Raw genomic sequence first — 21,096 nt, 5'->3', positions numbered from 1 at the left:
CATGGATGACATCACCGCGCTGATCCTGGACGACCACGCCGCCTTCCGGCGCGGCTTCGCCCGGCTCGACGACGCCTGCGACCCCACCGAGCTGTTGGCCGTCTGGGAAGCGCTCGCCCTGCACCTGGACATCCACGCCGAGGCGGAGGAGACGATCCTCTACCCGCACCTGGTGCGGCACGGCGACGACGGCGAGGACGAGACCACCGACGCCATCGGCGACCACAACGAGATCCGCGACGCGATCGCCGAGTCCAAGCTGCACCCGGTGGGCTCCGACCAGTGGTGGGCGGCGGTGTGGAAGGCCCGTCGGGAGAACAGCGAGCACCTCGCTGAGGAGGAGGACGGGGCGCTGCCGGACTTCCGCCGGCACGCCGGCGTGGAACTCCGCGCCGAGTTGGGCGCCCGCTGGCTGACCTTCTATGGCGAGCACAAGAACGGTCGCAACCTGACCTTCGCCGACAAGGACCCGGAGAAGTACGTACAGGAGCACCGTTGAGCCTCGGTGAGCCGAGCTACCAGGCGATCTCCCCGACGCGGGGGAGTCGCCGGGCGCGGCGGCGCGGGACAATTGCCGGGTGAGTCCTCGGGCGCTGATCGCGCCGCTGATCCGTGCCAGCACCTGGCGACGCGGCGTGTTCCTGCTGCTCGGCGGGGTGCTCGCGCTGCCGTACGTGCTGCTCGTCGGCACCTTCGTCCAACTGCTCACGCGCGGGGAGGTGCCCTGGCTGCTGGTCTTCGGGCTGGTGGCGATCGCCGCCGTCATCGGCGCGGTGCCGTTCTTCCTCGACGGCAGCCGGGCGCTGGAGATCGCCGCCGCGCGCGCCCTGCTCGGCGTGTCGCTGCCGGAGCCCGCCGCCGGGCATCCGGCCGACCGGGAGACCCGGCTGCGCGCCGCGCTCTGGATCGCCCTGCACATGATTGTCGGCGGGCTGGTGATGTTCGCGCTGATCAGCGCCCTGCCGATGGCGCTGGCGTTCATCGCCGCCCAGTTCGGCGTCGGCGCGGAGACCATCGCCCAGGAACGTTTCGGGCCGCTCGACGGGCGGGACACCGGCTGGCTCACCCTCACCGGGGTGGTGATGCTGCTGGGCCTCGGCTACGCGGTCGCCGGGCTGGGCACGCTCGCCGCCTCGATGGCGCCGGTGCTGCTCGGCCCCTCCCAGGGCGAGCGGATCGCCGCCCTGGAGGCCCGCGCCACCCGGCTCGCCGAACGTAACCGGCTGGCCCGGGAGCTGCACGACTCGGTGGGCCACGCGCTGACCGTGGCCACCCTCCAGGCCGGCGCGGCACGCGAACTCCTGGACGGCGACCCGGAGTTCGCCCGCCGCGCGCTCGCCGCGATCGAGGAGACCAGCCGGCACGCGATGGACGACCTGGACCACGTGCTCGGCCTGCTCCGGGAGACCGAGGACGGCGGCCGCGCCCCGGCCGGCACCGCGCCGCAGCGCACCCTGGCCCAGCTCGACCGGCTCGTCGCGGACACCCGGGCGGCCGGGCTGCCGGTGGAGGCGCGGGTCGACGGCGAGCTGACGGAGCTGCCCGCGGCGGTGTCCCGGGAGGGCTACCGCATCGTGCAGGAGGGGCTGACCAACGCCGCCCGGTACGGCCGTGGCCTGGTGCGCCTGCGGGTGGACGTACCCGGGGAGGCGACGGCTCCCGGGCAACCCGCGGCGTCCGACGCGCCGAGCTGGAGTTGCCGTTGGTTGGAGATCGAACTGGAGAACCTGCTGGGCGGCGCGGCGCGGCCGGGACGCGGCGGCCGTGGCCTGGACGGCATGCGGGAACGGGTGCTGCTGCTCGGCGGGCGGATCACCGCCGGCCCGGAGGACGGCCACTGGCGGGTCCGGGTGCGGCTGCCGGTGCCGAGGGGGGAGACGCGGTGAGCACGGACGTGCTGATCGTCGACGACGACGAGCTGATCCGGGTCGGGCTGCGGGCGATCATCGACGCCCAGCCGGACCTGCGGGTGGTGGGGGAGGCCGCCGACGGCGCCGAGGTGCCGCCGCTGGTGGCGAGGCTGCGACCCCGGGTGGTGCTGATGGACGTGCGGATGCCCGCCATCGACGGCATCCAGGCCACCCGGCGGCTGCTCGCCGCCTCCGCCGACCCGCCGCGCGTCCTGGTGGTCACCACCTTCGAGAACGACGAGTACGTCTACGAGGCGCTGCGCGCCGGCGCGAGCGGGTTCCTGCTCAAGCGGGCCCGCCCGGCGGAGGTGGTCACCGCCGTCCGGGCGGTCGCCGCCGGTGACTCGCTGCTCTTTCCGGCCGCGATCCGTCGCCTCGCGGGGGCGTACGCGGGGCCGGGCGGGGACCGGCTGGCCGGGGCGCGGCTGACCGAGCGGGAGGCGGAGGTGCTGCGGCTGATGACCACCGGGTTGTCCAACACCGAGATCGCCGGGCAGCTCGTGGTCGGGGTGGAGACGGTCAAGACGCACGTCGGCAACGTGCTGGCCAAGCTGGGCGTGCGGGACCGCACCCAGGCGGTGATCGCCGCGTACGAGTCGGGTTTCGTCGTCCCCGCCGGCTGATCCCCCTCTGCCGGGGGAGCGGGTTCGTCACCGCGCGGGAGGGGCGCGAACGGCGCGCCGCCGAGGCTGGAGCCATGACGACACTCACCTCATCGACGTCCCGCCGGGCTGCCCGGATCCGGCTCGACCTGGCCCCGCCGGTGGCCGCCGCCTGGCTGGCCGGCTGGGGTGTGCTCGCCCTGGTCGCCACCCTGACCGGCGCCGGTTACCCGTTCGGCGCGAACGACCCGCACAGCGGCGGGGCGGACCTGCTGCGGCTGGTTCCGGTGGCGGTCGGCGCGCCGCTGCTCGCCGGGCTGCTGCTGGTCGGGGCGGTCACCGCCCTGGCCCTGTCCGCCCCGGTCCGCGGCCCGTTCCGCGCGCTGCTGCTCGGCTACGGCTGGGCGCTCACCTTCGTGCTGGCCGTGGTGGTCCCCGACGCCCGGGTGCTGGTCGTGCTCGGGTACGCGCCGATGCTCGTCCTCGGGGCGCCGTTCGGCTGGCCGCCGGTCGACTACGCCGAGATCTTCACCTGGCCGCTGTTCGCCCGGTGCGCCGCCCTGGTCGGCGGGATGCTGCTCGCCGGGGCGCTGCTGGCCGGTCAGCGGCGCGCCACCGGGGCCTGCCTGGCCTGCGGCCGCGACGGCCACGCCCGGGGCTGGACCACGCCCGGGTCGGCGGCCCGCTGGGGACGCTGGGCGACCTGGGTCGCCGCGGCGATTCCGCTGACCTACGCGGTCACCCGGATGGCCTGGGCGGCCGGGATCCCGCTCGGCATCTCCCGGGAGTTCCTCGACGAGATGCAGGAGACCGGGCTGGTCTGGGCGGGTGCCGGCCTGGCCGCCTTCGCCACCGTCGGCGCCGTGCTCACCGTCGGGCTGGTCCGGCCCTGGGGCGAGCGCTTCCCGCGCTGGCTGGTCGGGCTGGCCGGCCGGCGGGTGCCGATCGCGCTCGCGGTGGTCCCCGCCGGGCTGGTCGCGCTGTCGGTCACCGCGGCCTCGCTCGGGCTGCTCTCCACCCCGCAGTTCTGGGAGCACGGATTGAGCCTGACCACGGCGCCGATGCTGCTCTGGCCGCTGTGGGGGGTGGCCCTCGGCGCGGCGGCCCTGGCCTACCACCTGCGCCGGCGGGGCGCCTGCCGCCGCTGCGGCCGGGACTGACCGGCAGCGGCGGGTCGCGGGCGACGGGGGCCCGCCGCTGCCGGTCGCGCCGATCCGCCCGCCCGTGGCCCGGCTCGCCACGGACGGGCGGAAACGGGCGGCGACGACCCGGGCCTGCGCTGCTTCGTCGACGCGGTGGCCCGCCGCTCGAAGGGCCGGATGTTCACCCCGGACCTCGACGACCTCGGCGAGTACGTGGTCTCCGACTACCTGCGCGCCCGGCGGGGCCGGCGCTGAGCCGCCCGTCCGGGTGACCGTGGTGCGGTAACGCCCCGGCCGGCGTACGGCGGCGGGGTTGACTGGGGGCGTGGAGAGCGCTGAGCTGCGGCGAACCTACGACGAGCTGCTCGCCGAGGTGGAGGCGGGCGGCTTCGGCGAGCCGCCGCCGGGGCAGCTCAGCGCCGAGCAGATCGTCGCCCACCTGGCCGCCAACGACGAGCTGCTGAGCGAGGCCACCGCGGCGGTCCTGGCCGGGTCGCCCTTCGCCTACTACGACCTGGAGACCATCCACCACCCCCAGCTGGACACGCTGGTCGCCCAGTGCGGCGGCCTGGACGGGCTGGCCACCCTGCTGCGGGCGACCAGCCAGAAGCTCTGCACGCTGGTGGACCGGCTCGGCCCGACGGCGGACACCCCGGTCGACACCCACCTGCGCGAGGGTTTCGACCTGCTCGTCGACGAGCCCCTGCCCTGGTCCCGGACCCTCGACCTGCACACCCGCGTCCACCTGCCCAAGCACCTGGCCCAACTGCGCATGCTCCGTCCGCACCCCCAACCGGCCTGACCGCTCGGCGGCAGCCCGGCCGACGGTGGCCGGGGTACGCGGCCCCCGGTCCCGTGGGGGTGGTGGCCCGCCGGCCGTCGAGCAGCCCGGCGGCGGCCAGCACGAACGCGCCGGTGCAGATCGACATGATCCGCGCGCCCCCGCGCGTGGGCGGCCCGCAGCGCCGCCGCCACCTCCGGGTCGATGGTGCCGTCGGTCATCGCCGCGCCGCTCTGGATGCCCGGCACGACCACCGTGTCGGCGGCCTCGACGAGTTCGAGCCCGTGGTCGGGGAGCATTCGCCGCGACCGGGGCGGGCCTGGTCCGGGACCGGCTCGGCGACTACGCGCTGGCCTGGTGCGTCGCCGGGGCGCTGTCGATCGGCGCGGCCGGGCTCTCCCTGCTGCTGCGCCGCCGGGAACCGGTGCCGGTGCCCGTGGTGGCGTCGCCCGCCCGGGCCTGGAGCTACCGGGGCTGAGCGGTCAGCCCACCGTCCACTGCTGCTCGGCGGCGCCGGTGCAGGGGACCTGGCGGATCTCGTCGCCGGCCTCGGTGCCGGCGTCGTCGACCTGGGCGCACTTGCCCGAGTGCACCGCCACCAGCAGCACCGGCCCGGTGCCGACCGGGGTCAGCCGCCACTGCTGGTTGGCCTGCCCGTGGCAGGGATACTGCTGGAGCTTCGCGCCGTCGTCGGTGCTGCCGCCCTCGACGTCCAGGCACTGGCCGTACGCCGCGTTGGTCAGGGTGACCAGGTCGGGGGCGACCGGGTTGGCAACCCACTGCTGTTCCGGCCCGCCGGTGCAGGCGGCCAGCTCGGCGGTGGCCTTCTCGCCGTCGCCGTCGGTGCCGACGCAGAGGCCGGAGGCCGCCCGGAACACCTTCGGCCCGGCCACCGGGGCGGGCGGGGTGGTGGGTGGGGCGGTCGGCGAGGGCGCGGCCGGGGTGGTCTCCGCCGGCTCAGTGACCTCGGGCGACGGCGCCTGCGGCGGGGGAGCGGAGGCGGCCGCCGTCGGCACCACCGGCTGGTCGCCGCCGCCGAGCACGCCGGTGGCGAAGAAGCCCCCCAGCAGTACGCCGACCAGCCCGATGGCCAGCGCGAACCGCATCAGCGGGTCTCGGGGCAGCCCGGGTCGGGTGGCCCGGCGGGCGCCGTAGACGGTGCCGGAGGGGTCGGGGCGTTCGTCGGGGGCGGACATGGGGGGCATCCTGACCCACCGGGCCGGGCGGTGGCCACCCGGCCCGGCCGGCGGTGACTCAGTCGACGACCGTGACGTCCTTCCAGAACGCCACCCGGTCGCGCACCATCGCGGCCTTCGGCTTCGGGTCCGGGTAGTACCAGACCGCGTCCGCGCTGGCCCGGCCGTCGTGATCCAACGTGTAGTAGGAGGCGGTGCCCTTCCACGGGCAGACCGTGTGGGTCGCGGACTCCCGGATCAGGTCGTCGCGCAGCGCGCTGCGGGGGAAGTAGTGGTTACCCTCCACCAGGACGGTGTCGTCGCTCTCGGCGATCACCAGGTCGTTCCAGACGGCTTTCGGCATGCCGCAAGACTAGGTCCTCGATCGACCTTGACCACATCGAACTCCACCATTAGGTTCTGGATCGGACAGTGGACGTCCTACCTCCTCGGCTGACGCGTCTCACGCGCTGCCGCGCGACGGCACTGGCGCCGCGACAAGGAGGCCCCCGACCACCACGAAAGAGGCCTGCATGTCCGTCATGACAGTCCGATCACCCCGCTCGATGATCGCTCTTGCCGGTGTCACGCTCGCCGCATCCCTGGCCCTGGGCGCCCCGCCCGCGACGGCGGGCGCGCCGGTGGGCGGGCACCGGTGCGACGCCTCCGTGCCGTTCGTCTCCGGCGCCGAGGGCTACACCGGATTCCGGATTCCGGCGGTGGTGACCGCCCGGTCCGGGATCCTGCTGGCCTTCGCCGAGGGCCGACACGGCTCGCTGAGCGACGCCGGGAACATCGATCTCGTCCTCAAGCGGTCCAGTGACGGCGGATGCACCTGGGGGCCGCTGCAGGTGGTCCACGATCGAGGGCCGGACACCGCCGGCAATCCGGCGCCGGTCCTGACCGCGGGCGGCCGTCTCGTGCTGCTCTCCACCGTCAACGCCGCAGCCGCGTCAGAAGCCGCGATCATGCGCGGCGAGGTCACCGCCGAGCAGAGCCGCCGGGTCTTCGTCCAGCACAGCGACGACGAGGGGGTGACCTGGTCGGCTCCGCGCGAGATCACCGGGCAGGCCAAGGCGCAGAACTGGCGGTGGTACGCGACGGGACCGGGCCACGCCGTGCGGCTGGTCGGCGCGGCCCACCGGCACCGGCTGGTGGTGCCCGCCAACCACTCGATCGCACCACCGGCCGGTTCGGCCGATCTCGGCACGGAAGCCAAGTATTACGGTGGCCACCTGCTCTACAGCGACGACGGCGGTGAGAGCTGGCAGATCGGTGCGGTCGACGACAACCCCAACGGGTACGTCAACGTCAACGAGTCCACCGCTGCGGAGCTGCCGGACGGCCGGCTCTACCTGAACACCCGGGAGCACAATGGCAGCGCGCCCGGCAACCGGGCCGACACCTACAGCGCCGATGGCGGCGAGACCCTCGTGCTGCCGTACCGGCCGCAGGCGACCCTGGTAGGGCCGGTCGTGCAGGGCAGCGTCCTGCAGTTGACCGGGCCGAAGGCGCCCCTGCTCTTCTCCGGCCCCGCAGATCCGGCCAGCCGGGCGGCGATGACGCTGCGGATCAGCACGGACCAGGGAGCCACCTGGCGACCCGCCCTGGCACTGTCCGGCCTGCCCGCCGGATACTCCGACCTGGTGCAGCTGGACTCGCGCACGGTTGGCGTGCTCTACGAGACGGGCAGTTTCGGCCCGTACGAGACCATCACGTTCCGCCGGGTCCCGACCGGTGAGCTGATCCCACGCGGGTGAGCGCGGGTGTGCGCCGCGGCCTGAGCTGCGGCGCACACCCGCGCGTCAGGAGCGCAGCACGGCGACGCCACGCGGCGCCAGGGTGACGAGGTCCGTGGGGCGGTCCGCGTCGCCGAGCAGGTCGACGGCCGGCGTCGGCAGCGTCACGGTGACCTCGGTGTCACCGTGGTTGAGCAGCAGCAGGTACGACCGGTCGGCACCGTGCCGGCGGACGGCCTGCACGCCGTCGGGCAGATCGGGCAGGACCGGTGCGGCTCCGGCCTCCGCGCGGACCCGGTCGAGCACCATGCGCAGCAGCGCCGGGTCGGGGCGGGTCGCCAGGTACCAGGCGGTGCCGGCTCCGTGACTGTGCCGGAGCACAGCCGGCCGGTCAGCCAGCTCACCCTCGGTGAACGTGCCCACCACCTGCGCGCCCGCCGGCTCCACCCATTCCGACCACTCCAGGCCCCGACCCTGGTGGCCGTCGATGTCCAGGCCGATCGTGCCGTCGGCGGGTAGCGGCCAGAACTCCTCCACCCGCAGCCCGAGCAGGTCGTGCAACGGGCCCGGCGCGCCGCCCGCATGCAGCCGCTCGGTGTCGTCGACCACGCCGGAGAAGTAGGACACCAGCAGGGTTCCGCCACGGTCCACGTAGTCGCGCAGGGCTGCGGCCGTCGGGGCCGAGAGCAGATACAGATTGGGTACGGCCACCAGGCGGTACCCGTCCAGGTCGGCGTCCGGTGGCACCACGTCGCAGGTGACGTGAGCGTCGAACAGCGGCGCGTAGTGTGCCCGGTGGGCCGCCAGGAGGTCCAGCGGAGCCGGATGGGCCTCGCCCTCCACCGCCCACCAGTTCGGCCAGTCGTGTATCAGCGCCACCTCAGCCCGCACCCGGGTGCCGGCCAGTTCGGCCGCCGCCGCGATCTCCGCACCGAGTTCGCGGACCTCGCGGTGGACACGCGTGTGCGCTCCGGCATGCGGCAGCATGGCCGAGTGGAACTTCTCGGCGCCGCCCGCGGCCTGGCGCCACTGGAAGAAGAGCACCCCGTCCGCACCCTGGGCGACCGCCTGCCAGCTCCACAGCCGCATCAGCCCCGGCGGCTTGGGGGCGTTGCGTTCGCGCCAGTTGACGGCGCTCGGTGCCTGCTCCATGAGCAGCCAGGGCTGCCCCTGGCGGGCCGACCGGACGAGGTCGTAGCCGAACCCGGCGTCGACGTGAGTACGCGGGTCGTACGGGTCGGGATAGCTGTCGAGGCTGATCACGTCCTGCTCGGCCGCCCACCCGAAGGAGTCGATCGGCTTGTGCACGAGGCCGATGAAGTTGGTCGTCACCGGGACGTCCGGGGTGTGCCGGCGCAGGATGTCGCGTTCCATGGTGTAGCAGGCGAGGATCGCGTCGTCGCTGAACCGGGCGAAGTCGAGCTTCTGGGCCGGGTTGCCGAAGGTGGGCGCGGTACGCGGCGGCAGGACCTCGGCCCAGTCGTCGTAGCGCTGCGACCAGAATGCGGTTGACCAGGCGGTGTTGAGCGCGTCCACGTCGCGGTAGCGCTCGCGTAGCCACCGCCGGAAGTCCGCTGCGGACACGTCGCAGTAGCAGGCCCGGACATGGCAGCCGTACTCGTTTCCGACGTGCCACAGACGCAGGGCCGGATGGTCGCTGTACCGCGCGGCGATCCGTTCCACGAGACGGGCGGAGTACTCCCGGTAGACCGGACTCGACGGGCAGTAGTGCTGGCGGGCGCCGGGCCAGAGTTGGACTCCGTCGGCCCGGCGGGGCAGCATCTCGGGGTGCAGCCGGGACAACCAGGGCGGCGGTGAGGCGGTCATGGTGGCCAGGCTCGCCCCGATGCCGGCCTCCGCGAGGTGGTCCAGCACCCGGTCGAACCAGGCGAAGTCATATTCGCCCGGCCGCGGCTCCACCCGGGCCCAGGCGAAGATGCCCACCGAGACCAGCGAGACGCCTGCCTCGGCCATCAGCTTCATGTCCTCGGCCCAGACGTCCTCCGGCCACTGTTCCGGGTTGTAGTCTCCGCCGAACATGATTCGGGGCATGGTCATCCTGGTCCACTCCTCGTCGGGTCGGGGAAACCGCCCCGGACACTCCCAGTTCGGGCGAGGCGGACATGGGATGTCATCCGTCCTTCGGGCAATCTAGGTCGGGGTGTGGTGACCGTCAAGGCGCTCCGGTGTAAATTCTCCCCACCGCCTCGCCTCGTCGGTGCCATGACGTGGGATGTTAGGAGCGCGAGAAGAGTGCTGGCGCGGAGTGTGGGAGGCAACATGCGGGCACGCGCGAGGGAGAGCCTGCAGGAGCGCATCGTCTCCCTCATCCACGAGCGGCGACTGGCGCCGGGCGCGGCGATGCCGACCGAGCCGCAGTTGATGGACCTGCTCGGCGCCAGCCGCAACAGCGTGCGGGAGGCCATTCGCGCCCTGCAGGCGCTGGGCATCGTGGAGATCCGGCACGGCTTCGGCACGTTCGTGGGGCATGCCCCGCTGGGGGTGCTCACCCCGTCGTTGACCTTCCGGGTGCGTACCCGGCCCGGGCATGGGATCCGTGCGCTGCAGGATCTGGTCGCCGTCCGCGAGCTCCTCGAGACCGGATTGATCGGGTCGGTGGTGCTCGACATCAGCGAGGCCCGGCTGGCGGCGTTGGAGGCCCTGGTCACCGCGATGGCCCGGGACAAGGAGGCGGACCGTGCCTTCCACTCGCTGCTCTACGAATCCTGCGACAACGAACTCGTACTCCAGTTGATCGGGCTGTTCTGGGACGTCTACCACGAGGTTGAGCCGGCACTCGGCCCGCCCGAGGACCGGGCCGCGGACATCGTCGCCAACCATCGGCGGATCGTCGAGGCGCTGCGCGACCGCGACGGCAGCGGCGCCCAGGAGGCGATGCGCCTGCACTTCCGCGACGTCAAGGCCAGGATTGCCCGGGCCGAGCGCTGGCTCACCGAGGCGGGTCAGCAGCCGGCCTGAGTTTGCCCTCGCGGCTTCGCGGCTGGCGGTGCCGGGCGGGCCCGCCCGGCACGCGCCCCGTCGTGGCGGATCGGCCCGCCCGCCGCCGGCAATCGTGGAATTTCTCCCTTCCGGACATCCCACGTCCCACATAGGATGACCGTCGCCAACCTTCATCGATCAGAAGGGCGCGACGACATGGAAGATGGACATCGAACACGGCAGCACGCCAGTCGGCGGTCGACCCGCCGACGGGCGGGTGTCCTGCTGGCTGTGGCGGGCCTGATCGTCGGCACGCTCGCGGCTCCCACCACCGCAGGCGCCGCCGGGGCGGCAGGCGGGCCCGACGTGACCGGCGCCGCCGCCCCGTTCGTCGACGAGCAGGTGCTCTACGGGCGTGGCGACTTCGGGTACGCCTGCTTCCGGATCCCCGCGGTGGTCCGGGCGAAGAACGGCATGGTCCTCGCGTTCGCCGAAGGGCGGGTCGACGACTGCGGCGACGACGGGGACATCGACCTCGTGCTGCGTCGTTCCGCCGACGGCGGACGGACCTGGGGGCCGCTCCAGGTGGTCATCGACGGCAACGGCCAGACCCGGGGCAACCCGGTGCCCATCGTCGACGAGCGCACCGGGCGGGTCGCGGTGGTCGGCACCGGCAACGGCGCGGCCCCCTGCCCGAACGGCTGCCCCCGCGACCCGTTCCTGGTGACCAGCGAGGACCACGGCGCGACCTGGTCGGCCGTGCGCGAGCTGACCGAGGCCAAGCGCCCGGGGTGGAACTTCTGGTACGCCACCGGGCCCATGCACGGCATCCAACTGCAGCGGGGCCCGCACGCCGGCCGGCTGGTGGTCGGCGCCAGCTTCGAGAGCTATGACGGGGTCGGGGCGCACCTCTATGGCACCCACCTGCTCTACAGCGACGACGGCGGCCTGACCTGGCAGATCGGCGCCGAGACGTTCCGCGACGACGGCTCGGTGATCGCCCAGGAGGTGACCGTCGTCGAGCTGATCGACGGCCGGATCTACGCGCTCGCCCGGGAACGGGGCACCGACCCGGGGCACCGGGCGTACGCGACCAGCAGCGACGGCGGACAGACGTTCGACGCCCCGTTCCGGACCATCCCCGACCTGGAGATGCCCGACGTGCAGGCCTCGACGCTGCGGTTCAGCGCGACCGATGCCGGCGACGCCTCCGACCGGATCCTGCTCTCCTCCCCGGCCCACCCGGTGGCGCGGGAGGTGATGACGGTCCGTTCGTCCTTCGACGAGGGACGGAGCTGGCAGCGCTGGGACGAGGGCAAGGTTTTCTACTGGGGTCCGACCGCTTACTCCGACCTGGTCCGGCTCGACGGGGACGAGGCCGCCCTGATGTACGAGGCAGGGCAGGCCAGCCCGTACGAGACGATCCGGTACGCCCGGTTCAACGAGGCATACCTGGCCGCCCCGAACCCGACGCCGCCGGGGATTCCGGGACCGCCGGCGCCGGGACCGACGACGCCGGACATCTCGCCCCACGACAACCCGGCGTACGTCCGCGGCGGCGCGCAGCCGACGTCAGGGCGCTACGGCGGTGGGCTGTACCTCGACGGCGTGGACGACCGGGTCGAGGTGCCGTTCGACCGTTCGGTCGACCTCGGCGGCGAGGACTTCACGTTCGCGACCTGGATCCGGTACGCGGAGACGAAGGGCTCGCACGCCATCATGTGGGCGTACCGCACCGGTAGCGGCACAACTCCCCAGCTGTGGCTGCGGGCCGAGCCGGCCAGCAACCGGATCCGAGCGTTGATCATGGTTGACCGGTTCAACATCTCGGTCTCCTCACCTCAGGCGTACAACGACGGCAACTGGCACCATGTGGTGCTGCAGCGCGTCGACGGCCGCCTGGTGCTGCGGATCGACGGTGCCGAGGTCGCCGCCGCGGCGGTGCCGCCCGGCTCGGTGACGGCGGGCAAGGAGTTCGGTGTCCAGGGGATTCACCTCGGGCAGCGGGTGGACGGCGCGGACCGCTTCCGTGGGACGCTCGACGAGGCCCGCCTCTACCGCCGGGCCCTGTCGCCCACCGAGCTGGACCTGATCCGCAAGCAGAACCTGCAGATCGGCGGCGAACTGGGCCTGCGGCTCCCGCTGGAGACCGTGCGCTGACCGCTGTCGCTGACCCGGCACGGCGGCGCCCAGGCGGGCGCCGCCGTGCCGGGCGACGGAATGATGAGAAAGGACACCCGTGCTTGTCGACTGGCCACTGGAGAAGCTGCGTGACTACCGGCCGGCCCGGATCGAGCCTGACGACTTCGACGACTTCTGGGCCGCGACGACCGGCCAGGCCGCGACCGCGGCCTGGCCGGCGCGACTGGAGCCGTACGACGCCGGGCTCGCCACGGTGGAGGTGTACGACGTCACCTTCGCCGGTCACGCCGGCCAGCCAGTCCGCGCCTGGCTGCTGCGGCCCCGCCACCGGACCGGTCCGCTGCCCTGCGTCGTCGAGTACATCGGCTACGGCAGCGGCCGTGGCCTCCCGCACGACTGGCTCTTCTGGAGCGCCGCCGGCTACGCCCACCTGGTGATGGACACCCGCGGCCAGGGCGCGGACGGCTCCCTCACCGGGGACACCCCGGACCCGGACCCGTTCGGGTCGCCGCAGGCCAACGGCTTCCTCACCCGGGGCGTCACCGACGCCGACCGCTACTACTACCGGCGGGTTCTCGCCGACGCGGTACGGGCGGTGGAGACCGCGCGGGACATCCCGGAGGTCGACCCGACCCGGATCGCCGTCGCCGGGGGCAGCCAGGGCGGCGGGATCGCGCTCGCGGTCGCCGGGCTGGTCGCCGGGCTGACCGGCGTCCTGGCCGACGTGCCCTTCCTGTGCCACTTCCGCCGGGCCGTCGACGTCACCGACGCCGGGCCGTACGCCGAACTGGCCTCGTACCTGCAGACCCGCCGTGGTGAGGTGGACCGTGTCTTCCACACGCTCGGCTACTTCGACGGGCTCAACTTCGCGTCCCGGATTGCCGCCCCGGTGCTGATGTCGGTGGCGTTGATGGATCGGATCTGCCCGCCGTCGACGGTCTTCGCGGCCTACAACCACTGCGCCAGCGCGGACAAGGAGATCGTGGTGTGGCCGTACAACGGGCACGAGGGTGGGGCCGCCTTCCAGCGGGTGGAGCAGCTCCGCTGGCTCGGCAAGCGGGTATGCCCCGGCGGCCCGTGGACCCCGTGACGGTGCTACAGCAGCCCGGCGTCGGCCAGGTACCGGCCGACCCGGGCGGTCTCCTCGCTGTTCAGCGGCACCTGGGGCAGTGCCGTGGTCGGATGGTCGATGATCCCCCGGAGGTGCAGCGCGGCCTTGAAGGCGCCGAGCGAGGACGAGCTGCCCCCCATCCGGTGCGCCCCCACGAACACCAGCTCGAACATCCGCAGCAACCGCTCCTGCTCCGTACGCGCGGCCGACCAGTCGCCCTTGGCGGCAGCCTGGAAGAGCCGCACGTAACCGTCCGGGTCCACGTTGCCCAGACCGGGCACGACCCCGTCGGCGCCCATCCACAGCGCCGAGTCGACGGTGAGTTCCGATCCGGTCAACACGCTGAACCCGGTGATCTCCGGCCGGTCACGCCGGCCGAGAATCAGCCCCCGCAGGCTGGCGTCGTCGCCGCTGGAGTCCTTGATGCCGGCCAGCACCCCGTCGGCGGCCAGCCCGAGCACCAGTTCCGCGCCCAGTTTGCTGTGCACCGACACCGGCAGGTCGTACGCGTACAGCGGCAGGCCGGCCCGGTCGGCGATTGCCCGGAAGTGCGCGTCGATCTCCACCGGGTGGGTACGGGCGTAGAACGGCGCGGTGGCCACCAGTCCCGCCGCTCCGGCGTCCGCCGCGACCCGGGCGTGGTCGAGTACCCGCAGTGCGGTCATGTCGATCACGCCGGCGAGCACCGGCACCTGACCCGCGACATGACCGATCACCGTGTCCAACACGATCCTGCGATGCGTGTCGGGTAGGAAGGCCACCTCTGACGAAGAACCGAGCACGAACAGCGCGTTCACCCCGCCCCGCAGGTGGTGGTCGACGAGTCGGGTGAGCGAACGGGTGTCGACCTCGAAGTCGGGGGTCAGTGGGGTGCATACCGGGGGGATGACGCCGGTGAGTGCGGCGGCGATGGTCATGGACGCTCCTGTGCTTGGCTGATCAGTTCGAGGTCGGTGGCACCGCCCGGTACGGGGTGGTGGCAGCGGAAGAGGTGGCCGTCCGTCACGCCCTGCGCCACGGGCAGCTCGCGGGCGCACGCGTCGTCCGCCTTCCAGCAGCGGGTGCGGAACGGGCATCCGGACGGCGGCCGGGTCGCGGAGGGCACCAGGCCGGACAGCGGGATCGGGTCGATCGGCGAGAGCAGGCCCGGGGTCGCGGAGAACAGCGCCCGGGTGTACGGGTGGCGTGCCTGTTGCGGCACCGACCGGGCTGGTGCCTGCTCCACGATCCGCCCGAGGTACATGGTGACCACCCGGTCGCTCATCCGCCGTACCGTCTGGATGTCGTGCGACACGAAGACCATGGCAAGCCCGAGCTGGTCCTTGAGGTCCAGCAACAGGTTGAGGATCTGGGCCCGCACCGACACGTCCAGCGCGCTCGTCGGCTCGTCCGCCACCACCAGGTCGGGTTCCAGCGCCAGTGCCCGGGCGATGGCGACCCGCTGCCGCTGCCCCCCGGAGAGCTGGCCGGGCAGCAGGTCGGCGGAGCTGGCCGGCAGCCCGACGAGGTCGAGCAGTTCGCGTACCCGCGGCTCGCGGTGGCTCGGCGCTCCCCGCCGGTGCACGTCCAGCGGGTCCCGCAGGATCTGCCGGACGGACAGCCGGCGGTTCAACGCGGTCGACGGATCCTGGAACACCATGCCGGTCGTCGCGCCGATCGTCCGTCGGCGCCGCGACTGCGGCATCGACCACACGTCCTCGCCCCGGAAGCGGACCGCCCCGGCGGTCGGGCGCTGCAGCGCGACCAGCACCCGGGCCAGCGTCGACTTGCCGCAGCCCGACTCGCCCACGATGCCGACCGTTTCTCCGGGCCCGACGGTGAGATCCGCGCCTGTCAACGCGTACACCCGGTCCTTGGAGAAGAGGCCGCCCGAGCGGGCCCGGTGGACGACGTGTACGTCGGCGAGTTCCAGCAGGGGTCTTCCCACCGGTTCGATCGGGTTCACCGGGCCTCCGTTCCCGCCGCCAGCGGCTGGGTGAGATCGATCGCGGGGTGATGGCAGGCGGTTGCGTGGCGGCGTGGGTCACCGGCCAGGTCGGGTGTGACGGTGCGGCACACGTCGGCCGCCATCGGACAACGGTCGGCGAAGCGGCAGCCGGCCGGGAAGTCGGCGGGGGACGGTACGACGCCGCGGATCTGGGACAGCCTGGACGCCCCGGCCTCCAGGGACAGCACCGAACCGAGCAGGCCCCGGGCGTAATGGTGGGCGGGTGCGCCGACCAGTTCGGCGGTCACGCCGGTCTCGACGATCTGGCCGCCGTACATCACCGCGACCCGGTCCGTGATGTCGGCGACCAGGGCGAGGTCGTGCGACACCAGGATCAGCGCGAAACCGAGCTCCGCCCGGAGCCGCAGCAGCAGCTCGATCACCTGTGCCTGCACCGTCACGTCCAGCGCGGTGGTCGGTTCGTCGGCGATGATGAGCTTCGGGTGCCGGGACAGGGCCATGGCGATGAGGACCCGCTGCCGTTGGCCGCCGGAGAGCTCGTGCGGGTAGGCGGAGAGCGTGCGGTCCGGGTCGAGCCCGACCAGCTCGAGCAGCTCGGTGGCGCTGCGCCGACCGCCTCTCCGGATGACCTGCTTGAGCTGGGCGCGGACGGTCATCGCCGGGTTCAGCGACGAGAGCGCGTCCTGGTAGATCATGGCCAGGTCGTGCCCCAGCAGCCGCCGCCGCGCCGAGCGGGGCATGCGGAGCAGGTCGGCACCGGCGAAGCGGATGGTGCCGCGGACCCGGGCATCCGGCGGTTGCAGACCCATGATGGTCAGTGCGGTCAGCGATTTGCCGCAGCCGGATTCACCGACGAGTCCCAGCACCTCCCCAGGCCGGAGGTCGAACGAGATCCCGTCGACGATGTCCACCCCGTCGTGCCGGCCGTCGAATCCGATGGCGAGGTCGCTCACCTGCAGAATCGGTGGGCCGTCGGGCAGTGGGCGGGCCCGTTCGGCGAGCCGTTGGGCGGCCTCGACGAGTCCGGGCAGTTCGGTGACCTCACCCGAGCCGGGGCGGGCCTGCTCGAACGTGTCGACGTCGCCGACTCGACGGGCGGGGGCGCGTCGCGCGGTCGGCGTCGCCCAGGCGTCGGAGATGCCCTCGGACAGCATGTTCAGCGCCAGCACGGTGACGAGGATCAGCAGCCCGGGGAAGACGGTGGCCCACCATCCGCCGAGCAGCACCAGGTTCTTCCCGTCGGCGATGACGCTGCCCCAGGACGGGTCGGGCGGGCGGACGCCCGCGCCGATGAAGGACAGCGACGCCTCGAACACGATCGCGTCGGCGACCATGACCGTGCAGAAGACCAGAATGGGTGCGGCGCAGTTGACCGCCACGTGTCGGGCCAGGATGTACGGCGTACGGGCGCCGATGATCTTCTCGGCGGCGACGTAGTCCTCCCCGTACTGGGCGAGCACGTTCGCCCGGACGATGCGGGCCACCGGCGGGGTGTTGAGGAAGCCGATCGCGGTCACCAGGACGCCGACCCCGCCGCCGAAGACCGCGACCAGGACCGCGGCCAGCGCGATGCCGGGAAAGGCCATGATCACGTCGAGGACGCGCATCACGCCCTCGTCGACCCACTTGCGACTGGTGGCGGCGACGGCGCCGATCACGGCCCCGGCGAGCAGGGCGAGGCCGGTCGCGCCGATCCCGATGATGAGCGACCAGCGTGCCCCGTGCAGCAGTCGGCTGAAGATGTCCCGGTTGGCGCTGTCCAGGCCCATCCAGTGGGTGGCGGACGGACCGCCGCTGGTGGAGTGCTGGGTCAGTGGGGAGTGCGGCGCGATGACCGGGGCAAGCACTGCGGCGAAGGCGACCACCACCAGGACACCGAGCGCGACCCAGGACAGCAGCGGGAGCCGGCGGAACCCGATGCCGGGTCGGGTCAGCCGTTCGGCGAGTCGTCGACGCATCAGCCAGCACTCCTCAGGCGTGGGTTGACCAGCAGGTAGAGGATGTCGACGACGAGATTGACCACGACGAAGCCGGTGGCGATGGTCAGCACCACGCCCTGCACCACCGCGGGGTCGCCGTTGGTCACCCCATCGATCATCAGCTTCCCCATCCCGGGCAGAGAGAAGATCGTCTCGATGACCACCGCGCCGCCGAGCAGGTAGCCGACCCGCAGGCCGAGCACCGTGAGGGGATTGATCAGCGCGTTGCGCAGCACGTTGCGGCCGACCACGACGACCGGTGGCAGGCCGCTGCCGATCGCGGTGCGTACGTAGTCCTTGTCCAACTCCTCGACCATCGAGGTGCGCACGATCCGGGTCAGCTGGGCCGCGACGGGCAGCGACAGGGCCAGCGCCGGAAGGGTCAGTGACCGCAGCCAGCCGCTGAAGGAGTCGGCCGGATTGATGTACCCGCCGGTGGGAAAGAGGCCGGCGTCGACGGCCAGATACTGGATCATCAGCAGGGCCAGCCAGAACGACGGCGCGGCGACGCCGGTCAGCGACAGGACCCGGATCAGCTGGTCGGGCCAGCGGTCCCGGAAGAGCGCCGCGGTGATGCCGAGGACCAGCGCGGTGACCACGCCGATCAGCAGGCCGAGGAAGGTCAGCTGGAGGGTCAGCGGCAGTGCGGTGAGCACCGAGTCGAGCACCGGTGCCCTGGTCAGGACGCTGGTGCCCATGTCGCCCTGCAGGAGGTCGCCGACGAATCGCAGGTAGCGGATCGGCAGCGGATCCAGCAGGCCGTTCTCCAGTTGGAACTGGTGGATCTGTTCCGGCGTGGGGTTCGCGCCCTGGAAGTAGGCGTACTCGGGCTTGTTTTCGGAGAACCGCATGACGATGAAGACGAACAGGATCACGCCCAGCAGGAGCGGGATCAGGATGAGCAGGCGGCGGAGCAGCATTCTGGCGATCACTGCCACGGTTCACTCCTCGGCGGGTGGGGCGTCCGGGCCGGGCGGGGCTGCAGGGCGGGCGAGGCTGGTGTCGCCGTCGCCCGCCCTGGGCGTCAGGCGCGCTCCGCTTGCAGCAGGTTGATGCCCGGGTAGGCCTGCGGACGGAGGCCGGAGATCTTCTTCGGGTCCCAGGCCGTCATCAGCTCGGTGTGCACCACCGGGTAGAGCACGGCCTGCTCGGCGATGACGTCCAGGTACTGGTGGGTCAGCGCGAGCTTGCGGGTCTGGTCCGGCTCACGGGTGGCCTGATCCATCAGCGCGAAGAGGTTCTTGGCGACGGCGCTGCTGTCCCACTTGGTGTACTTCATCCACGTGCCGCCGGCGGTGTAGTTGTAGCGGAGAATGAGGTCGGCGTCGAGGCCGAACTGGTTGGGGTTCGACGCGGCGGCGACGACCTGGTAGTCCTGGGACTGGTCCATCTTGGTGAACAGCGCGCTGGTGTCCTGCGGCTGAAGGGTGGTCTTGACGCCGATCGCGTTCCAGGAGTTGGCGATGGTGGGTAGGCAGTCGGCGATCCAGCTGACGTTGACCGACATCAGGGTGACCGACAGGTTGGTGACGCCGGCCGCCGCGAGCAGCGATCTGGCCTTCGCGGGGTCGTAGCCGTAGACGGTTTTGGCCTTGGCGTACGAGGGGTTCTGCTCGTTCAGGAAGCTGGTCGACGCTGTCCCGTGGCCCTTGAGTGCCACCTCGATCATCTTCCGGGTGTCGATGGCGTAGAGCAGCGCTTGCCGGACCCGCACGTCATCGAACGGCTTCGCGCCGGTGTTGAACATCAGGAACATGTGGTTCATGCCCTTGCCGCCGTCGACGGTGAGGCCCGACTTCTTGAGCTGGTCGATGTTGGCGTACGGGATGTTGTCCGCGATCTGCGCCTCGGCGGACCCGCCGGAGATCTTCGCGACCCGGGCAGAGCTGTCGACGATGGACAGCCAGTTCATCTTCTTGAACCGTGCCTTGCGCGGCCCGTTGTAGTCGGCGAACGCCTCGAAGGTGCTGTTCGACTTGGGGTTGTGCGCGGTGAGCCGGTACGGACCCGACCCGACCGCCTTGCCGCCCTTGGCGGCGTCCCAGCCCCCGGCGACCCCGAACACGTGCTTCGGCATGATCTTCGCGATGGAGAGGCGGCGCAGGGCGTCGGGGAAGGCGAAGTTGAAGACCAGCTCGACGCTGCGGTCGTCGACCTTCCTGACCTCCTTGAGCCAGGAGCGAAAGAAGGAGCTGACCAGGGTCGATGGGTCGAGCACCCGGTCGAAGGTGAAGTGCACGTCGTCCACCGTGACCTGCTGCCCGTTGTGCCACTTGGCGCCCTCGCGCAGGGTGAATCGCCAGGTGGTGGCTGCGGTGTCGGTGGGCAGGGCGGTGGCCAACGCGGGGTAGGGCTCGCGGGTGACGGGGTCGGTCTCGATCAGGCCTTCGTAGATGTGCTGGTTGGCGGCCATGGAAAAGGCCGAGGCCGTCATCGTGGGGTCCCAGCTCTGGTCGTTGCCGTAGCCGATGACCGCGGTGACGAGGTCCTTGTCGGCGCCGGCACCCACCGAACTCGTGGAGGCTGGTCCGGATTCGCAGGCGGAGATGTTGGCGGTCACGACGGCGGCCGCACCGAGCATTCCGCTGAAGCGCAGGAAGTCGCGGCGGCTGTGGTGGGGCCGGAATACCGGGGCGCTCACGGTGCCTCCTCCGATTGAGGTGTGACGTTTATTTGGCTAGGACGTGGGACGTTCCACATCCCACCTCTAGGGCTAGAGTGGAGGCTAGAGTGGCCGCAGCGCCCGGGTCAAGGGAAAGAGTCAGCCAGGTTTCCGGAAGGTTGCGGCTGCCGCCCGATCAGTCGGCCCGCGCCGGCCGGGCTGCGATTCATAGGATGTCCAGCGGAAGTTGAGCCTGACCCATGAGCGTTGCCGACCGTCCCGCCCGCCCTCGAACGAGCCGCGCCGCCGAAGCCCGGGAGGCGGTCAAAAGCCTGATCCTCGACCGGGGCCTCAGCGCCGGTGACCCGTTGCCCACCGAGTCGGAGCTGATGAAGGAGCTCGGAATCAGCCGCAACTCCGTCCGGGAGGCGCTCAAGGCGTTGCAGGCCGTCGGCATCGTGGAGATCCGGCACGGCTTCGGCATGTTCGTCGGGCGGATGTCACTGGGTGGACTGGTCGATGGACTGGCCTTCCACGGCCGGATCACCCCAACCGACAGCGGTCATCACCTCGCCCATCTCATGCAGGTCCGGGAGGCGTTGGAGAGTGGCCTGGTCATGCAGCTCATCGACCGGCGCCGCGAGGCCGACCTGTCCGCCGCGGCCGACGTGCTGGCCCGAATGGAGACGGAGGCGCGTCTGGGGGGCGTCTCCCCAAAGACCGACCGGCTCTTCCACGACGTGCTCTACCTCCCGCTGGGCAATCCACTCGTCGGGCAGCTGCTGGGCGCATTCTGGGACGTGTACCACCAGCTGCGGCTGGACCTCGGCGCGCCGAGCGAGCCGTCGCAAGAGGTGGTGCGCCGCCACCAGTTGATCCACGATGCGGTGGTCGCGGGCGACAAGGAGGCTGCGGTCACCGCGGTCCAGGCCCACTTCGACGGCGTACGCGGGCGACTGGCGCGGCTGCGTGGCCAGGGCTGACCCGGGCGGCGAGGGCGGGTGACGGCACGTCGCCACGGTAAC

Annotated in this window: 18 protein-coding genes and 1 pseudogene; 10 read left to right on the top strand and 9 right to left on the bottom strand. The window is 72.2% G+C overall.

Annotated elements, in window-relative coordinates:
- Window position 1: 1 nt before the first annotated feature.
- The 5 genes from ABZ807_RS22575 (at window position 2) to ABZ807_RS22555 (ending at window position 4,456) form a co-directional block, all read left to right on the top strand.
- On the top strand, window positions 2–499 hold the full coding sequence (locus ABZ807_RS22575; RefSeq protein WP_357161259.1) for a hemerythrin domain-containing protein: 498 nt from the start codon (window positions 2–4) through the stop codon (window positions 497–499).
- A 79-nt stretch (window positions 500–578) separates the two neighbouring features.
- Window positions 579–1,886, top strand: coding sequence for a histidine kinase (locus tag ABZ807_RS22570; RefSeq protein ID WP_357161257.1), 1,308 nt, complete (start codon window positions 579–581; stop codon window positions 1,884–1,886).
- Window positions 1,883–2,533: a response regulator transcription factor gene (locus ABZ807_RS22565; RefSeq protein WP_357161254.1), complete on the top strand. Its 651-nt coding sequence runs from the start codon at window positions 1,883–1,885 to the stop codon at window positions 2,531–2,533. The genes ABZ807_RS22570 and ABZ807_RS22565 overlap by 4 nt, the downstream gene beginning before the upstream one ends.
- Before the next feature lie 74 nt (window positions 2,534–2,607).
- The gene (locus ABZ807_RS22560) at window positions 2,608–3,672 is read left to right on the top strand and encodes a hypothetical protein (RefSeq protein ID WP_357161251.1); all 1,065 of its coding nucleotides are present in this window, start codon (window positions 2,608–2,610) and stop codon (window positions 3,670–3,672) included.
- A 307-nt stretch (window positions 3,673–3,979) separates the two neighbouring features.
- Window positions 3,980–4,456 (top strand): hypothetical protein, encoded by a 477-nt coding sequence (locus ABZ807_RS22555; protein ID WP_357161249.1) that lies wholly within the window; start codon window positions 3,980–3,982, stop codon window positions 4,454–4,456.
- A gap of 58 nt (window positions 4,457–4,514) precedes the next feature.
- Here the strand turns inward: ABZ807_RS22555 and ABZ807_RS22550 are convergent.
- The 3 genes and pseudogenes from ABZ807_RS22550 to ABZ807_RS22540 all read right to left on the bottom strand — a co-directional run.
- A pseudogene (locus ABZ807_RS22550) lies at window positions 4,515–4,737 on the bottom strand (DJ-1/PfpI family protein); the annotation flags it as partial.
- 180 nt (window positions 4,738–4,917) lie between these two features.
- Window positions 4,918–5,640 carry an RICIN domain-containing protein gene (locus ABZ807_RS22545; protein ID WP_357161246.1) on the bottom strand — a complete coding sequence of 241 codons (723 nt, stop codon included), beginning with the start codon at window positions 5,638–5,640 and terminating at the stop codon, window positions 4,918–4,920.
- Between the two features lie 49 nt (window positions 5,641–5,689).
- Complete coding sequence (locus ABZ807_RS22540; RefSeq protein WP_357161243.1) at window positions 5,690–5,974, bottom strand: DUF427 domain-containing protein; 285 nt, start codon at window positions 5,972–5,974, stop codon at window positions 5,690–5,692.
- A gap of 169 nt (window positions 5,975–6,143) precedes the next feature.
- Here ABZ807_RS22540 and ABZ807_RS22535 point away from each other — a divergent pair, with 169 nt between their 5' ends.
- Window positions 6,144–7,370: a sialidase family protein gene (locus ABZ807_RS22535; RefSeq protein WP_357161240.1), complete on the top strand. Its 1,227-nt coding sequence runs from the start codon at window positions 6,144–6,146 to the stop codon at window positions 7,368–7,370.
- A 45-nt stretch (window positions 7,371–7,415) separates the two neighbouring features.
- Here ABZ807_RS22535 and ABZ807_RS22530 read toward each other — a convergent pair whose 3' ends face one another.
- Complete coding sequence (locus ABZ807_RS22530) at window positions 7,416–9,407, bottom strand: beta-galactosidase (RefSeq protein ID WP_357161237.1); 1,992 nt, start codon at window positions 9,405–9,407, stop codon at window positions 7,416–7,418.
- Window positions 9,408–9,629: 222 nt separating this feature from the next.
- Between ABZ807_RS22530 and ABZ807_RS22525 the strand changes: the two genes are divergently transcribed.
- The 3 genes from ABZ807_RS22525 (at window position 9,630) to ABZ807_RS22515 (ending at window position 13,521) form a co-directional block, all read left to right on the top strand.
- Window positions 9,630–10,328 (top strand): FadR/GntR family transcriptional regulator, encoded by a 699-nt coding sequence (locus tag ABZ807_RS22525; RefSeq protein WP_357161234.1) that lies wholly within the window; start codon window positions 9,630–9,632, stop codon window positions 10,326–10,328.
- 252 nt (window positions 10,329–10,580) lie between these two features.
- Window positions 10,581–12,449: a sialidase family protein gene (locus tag ABZ807_RS22520; protein WP_357161232.1), complete on the top strand. Its 1,869-nt coding sequence runs from the start codon at window positions 10,581–10,583 to the stop codon at window positions 12,447–12,449.
- Window positions 12,450–12,528: 79 nt separating this feature from the next.
- Window positions 12,529–13,521 carry an acetylxylan esterase gene (locus ABZ807_RS22515; protein WP_357161229.1) on the top strand — a complete coding sequence of 331 codons (993 nt, stop codon included), beginning with the start codon at window positions 12,529–12,531 and terminating at the stop codon, window positions 13,519–13,521.
- A gap of 5 nt (window positions 13,522–13,526) precedes the next feature.
- On the opposite strand, the gene ABZ807_RS22510 is transcribed toward ABZ807_RS22515, so the two are convergent.
- The 5 genes from ABZ807_RS22510 to ABZ807_RS22490 all read right to left on the bottom strand — a co-directional run bounded on the left by ABZ807_RS22510 (window position 13,527) and on the right by ABZ807_RS22490 (window position 20,110).
- Complete coding sequence (locus ABZ807_RS22510) at window positions 13,527–14,459, bottom strand: dihydrodipicolinate synthase family protein (protein ID WP_357161226.1); 933 nt, start codon at window positions 14,457–14,459, stop codon at window positions 13,527–13,529.
- Window positions 14,456–15,487, bottom strand: a complete 1,032-nt coding sequence (locus tag ABZ807_RS22505) for an ABC transporter ATP-binding protein (protein ID WP_357161223.1) — start codon at window positions 15,485–15,487, stop codon at window positions 14,456–14,458. Before ABZ807_RS22505 ends, ABZ807_RS22510 begins: the two co-directional genes overlap by 4 nt.
- Window positions 15,484–17,448: a dipeptide/oligopeptide/nickel ABC transporter permease/ATP-binding protein gene (locus tag ABZ807_RS22500; protein WP_357161220.1), complete on the bottom strand. Its 1,965-nt coding sequence runs from the start codon at window positions 17,446–17,448 to the stop codon at window positions 15,484–15,486. Before ABZ807_RS22500 ends, ABZ807_RS22505 begins: the two co-directional genes overlap by 4 nt.
- The gene (locus ABZ807_RS22495) at window positions 17,448–18,407 is read right to left on the bottom strand and encodes an ABC transporter permease (protein ID WP_357161217.1); all 960 of its coding nucleotides are present in this window, start codon (window positions 18,405–18,407) and stop codon (window positions 17,448–17,450) included. Before ABZ807_RS22495 ends, ABZ807_RS22500 begins: the two co-directional genes overlap by 1 nt.
- An 86-nt stretch (window positions 18,408–18,493) precedes the next feature.
- Window positions 18,494–20,110, bottom strand: a complete 1,617-nt coding sequence (locus tag ABZ807_RS22490) for an ABC transporter substrate-binding protein (RefSeq protein ID WP_357161214.1) — start codon at window positions 20,108–20,110, stop codon at window positions 18,494–18,496.
- Between the two features lie 221 nt (window positions 20,111–20,331).
- Between ABZ807_RS22490 and ABZ807_RS22485 the strand changes: the two genes are divergently transcribed.
- On the top strand, window positions 20,332–21,054 hold the full coding sequence (locus ABZ807_RS22485; protein ID WP_357161211.1) for a FadR/GntR family transcriptional regulator: 723 nt from the start codon (window positions 20,332–20,334) through the stop codon (window positions 21,052–21,054).
- Window positions 21,055–21,096: the final 42 nt, after the last annotated feature.

It is taken from the genome of Micromonospora sp. NPDC047548 (assembly GCF_040642975.1).
Lineage (GTDB): Bacteria > Actinomycetota > Actinomycetes > Mycobacteriales > Micromonosporaceae > Micromonospora.
The sequence above is the reverse complement of the archived record's forward strand: the minus strand, read 5'-3'. Positions and strand labels throughout refer to the sequence as shown.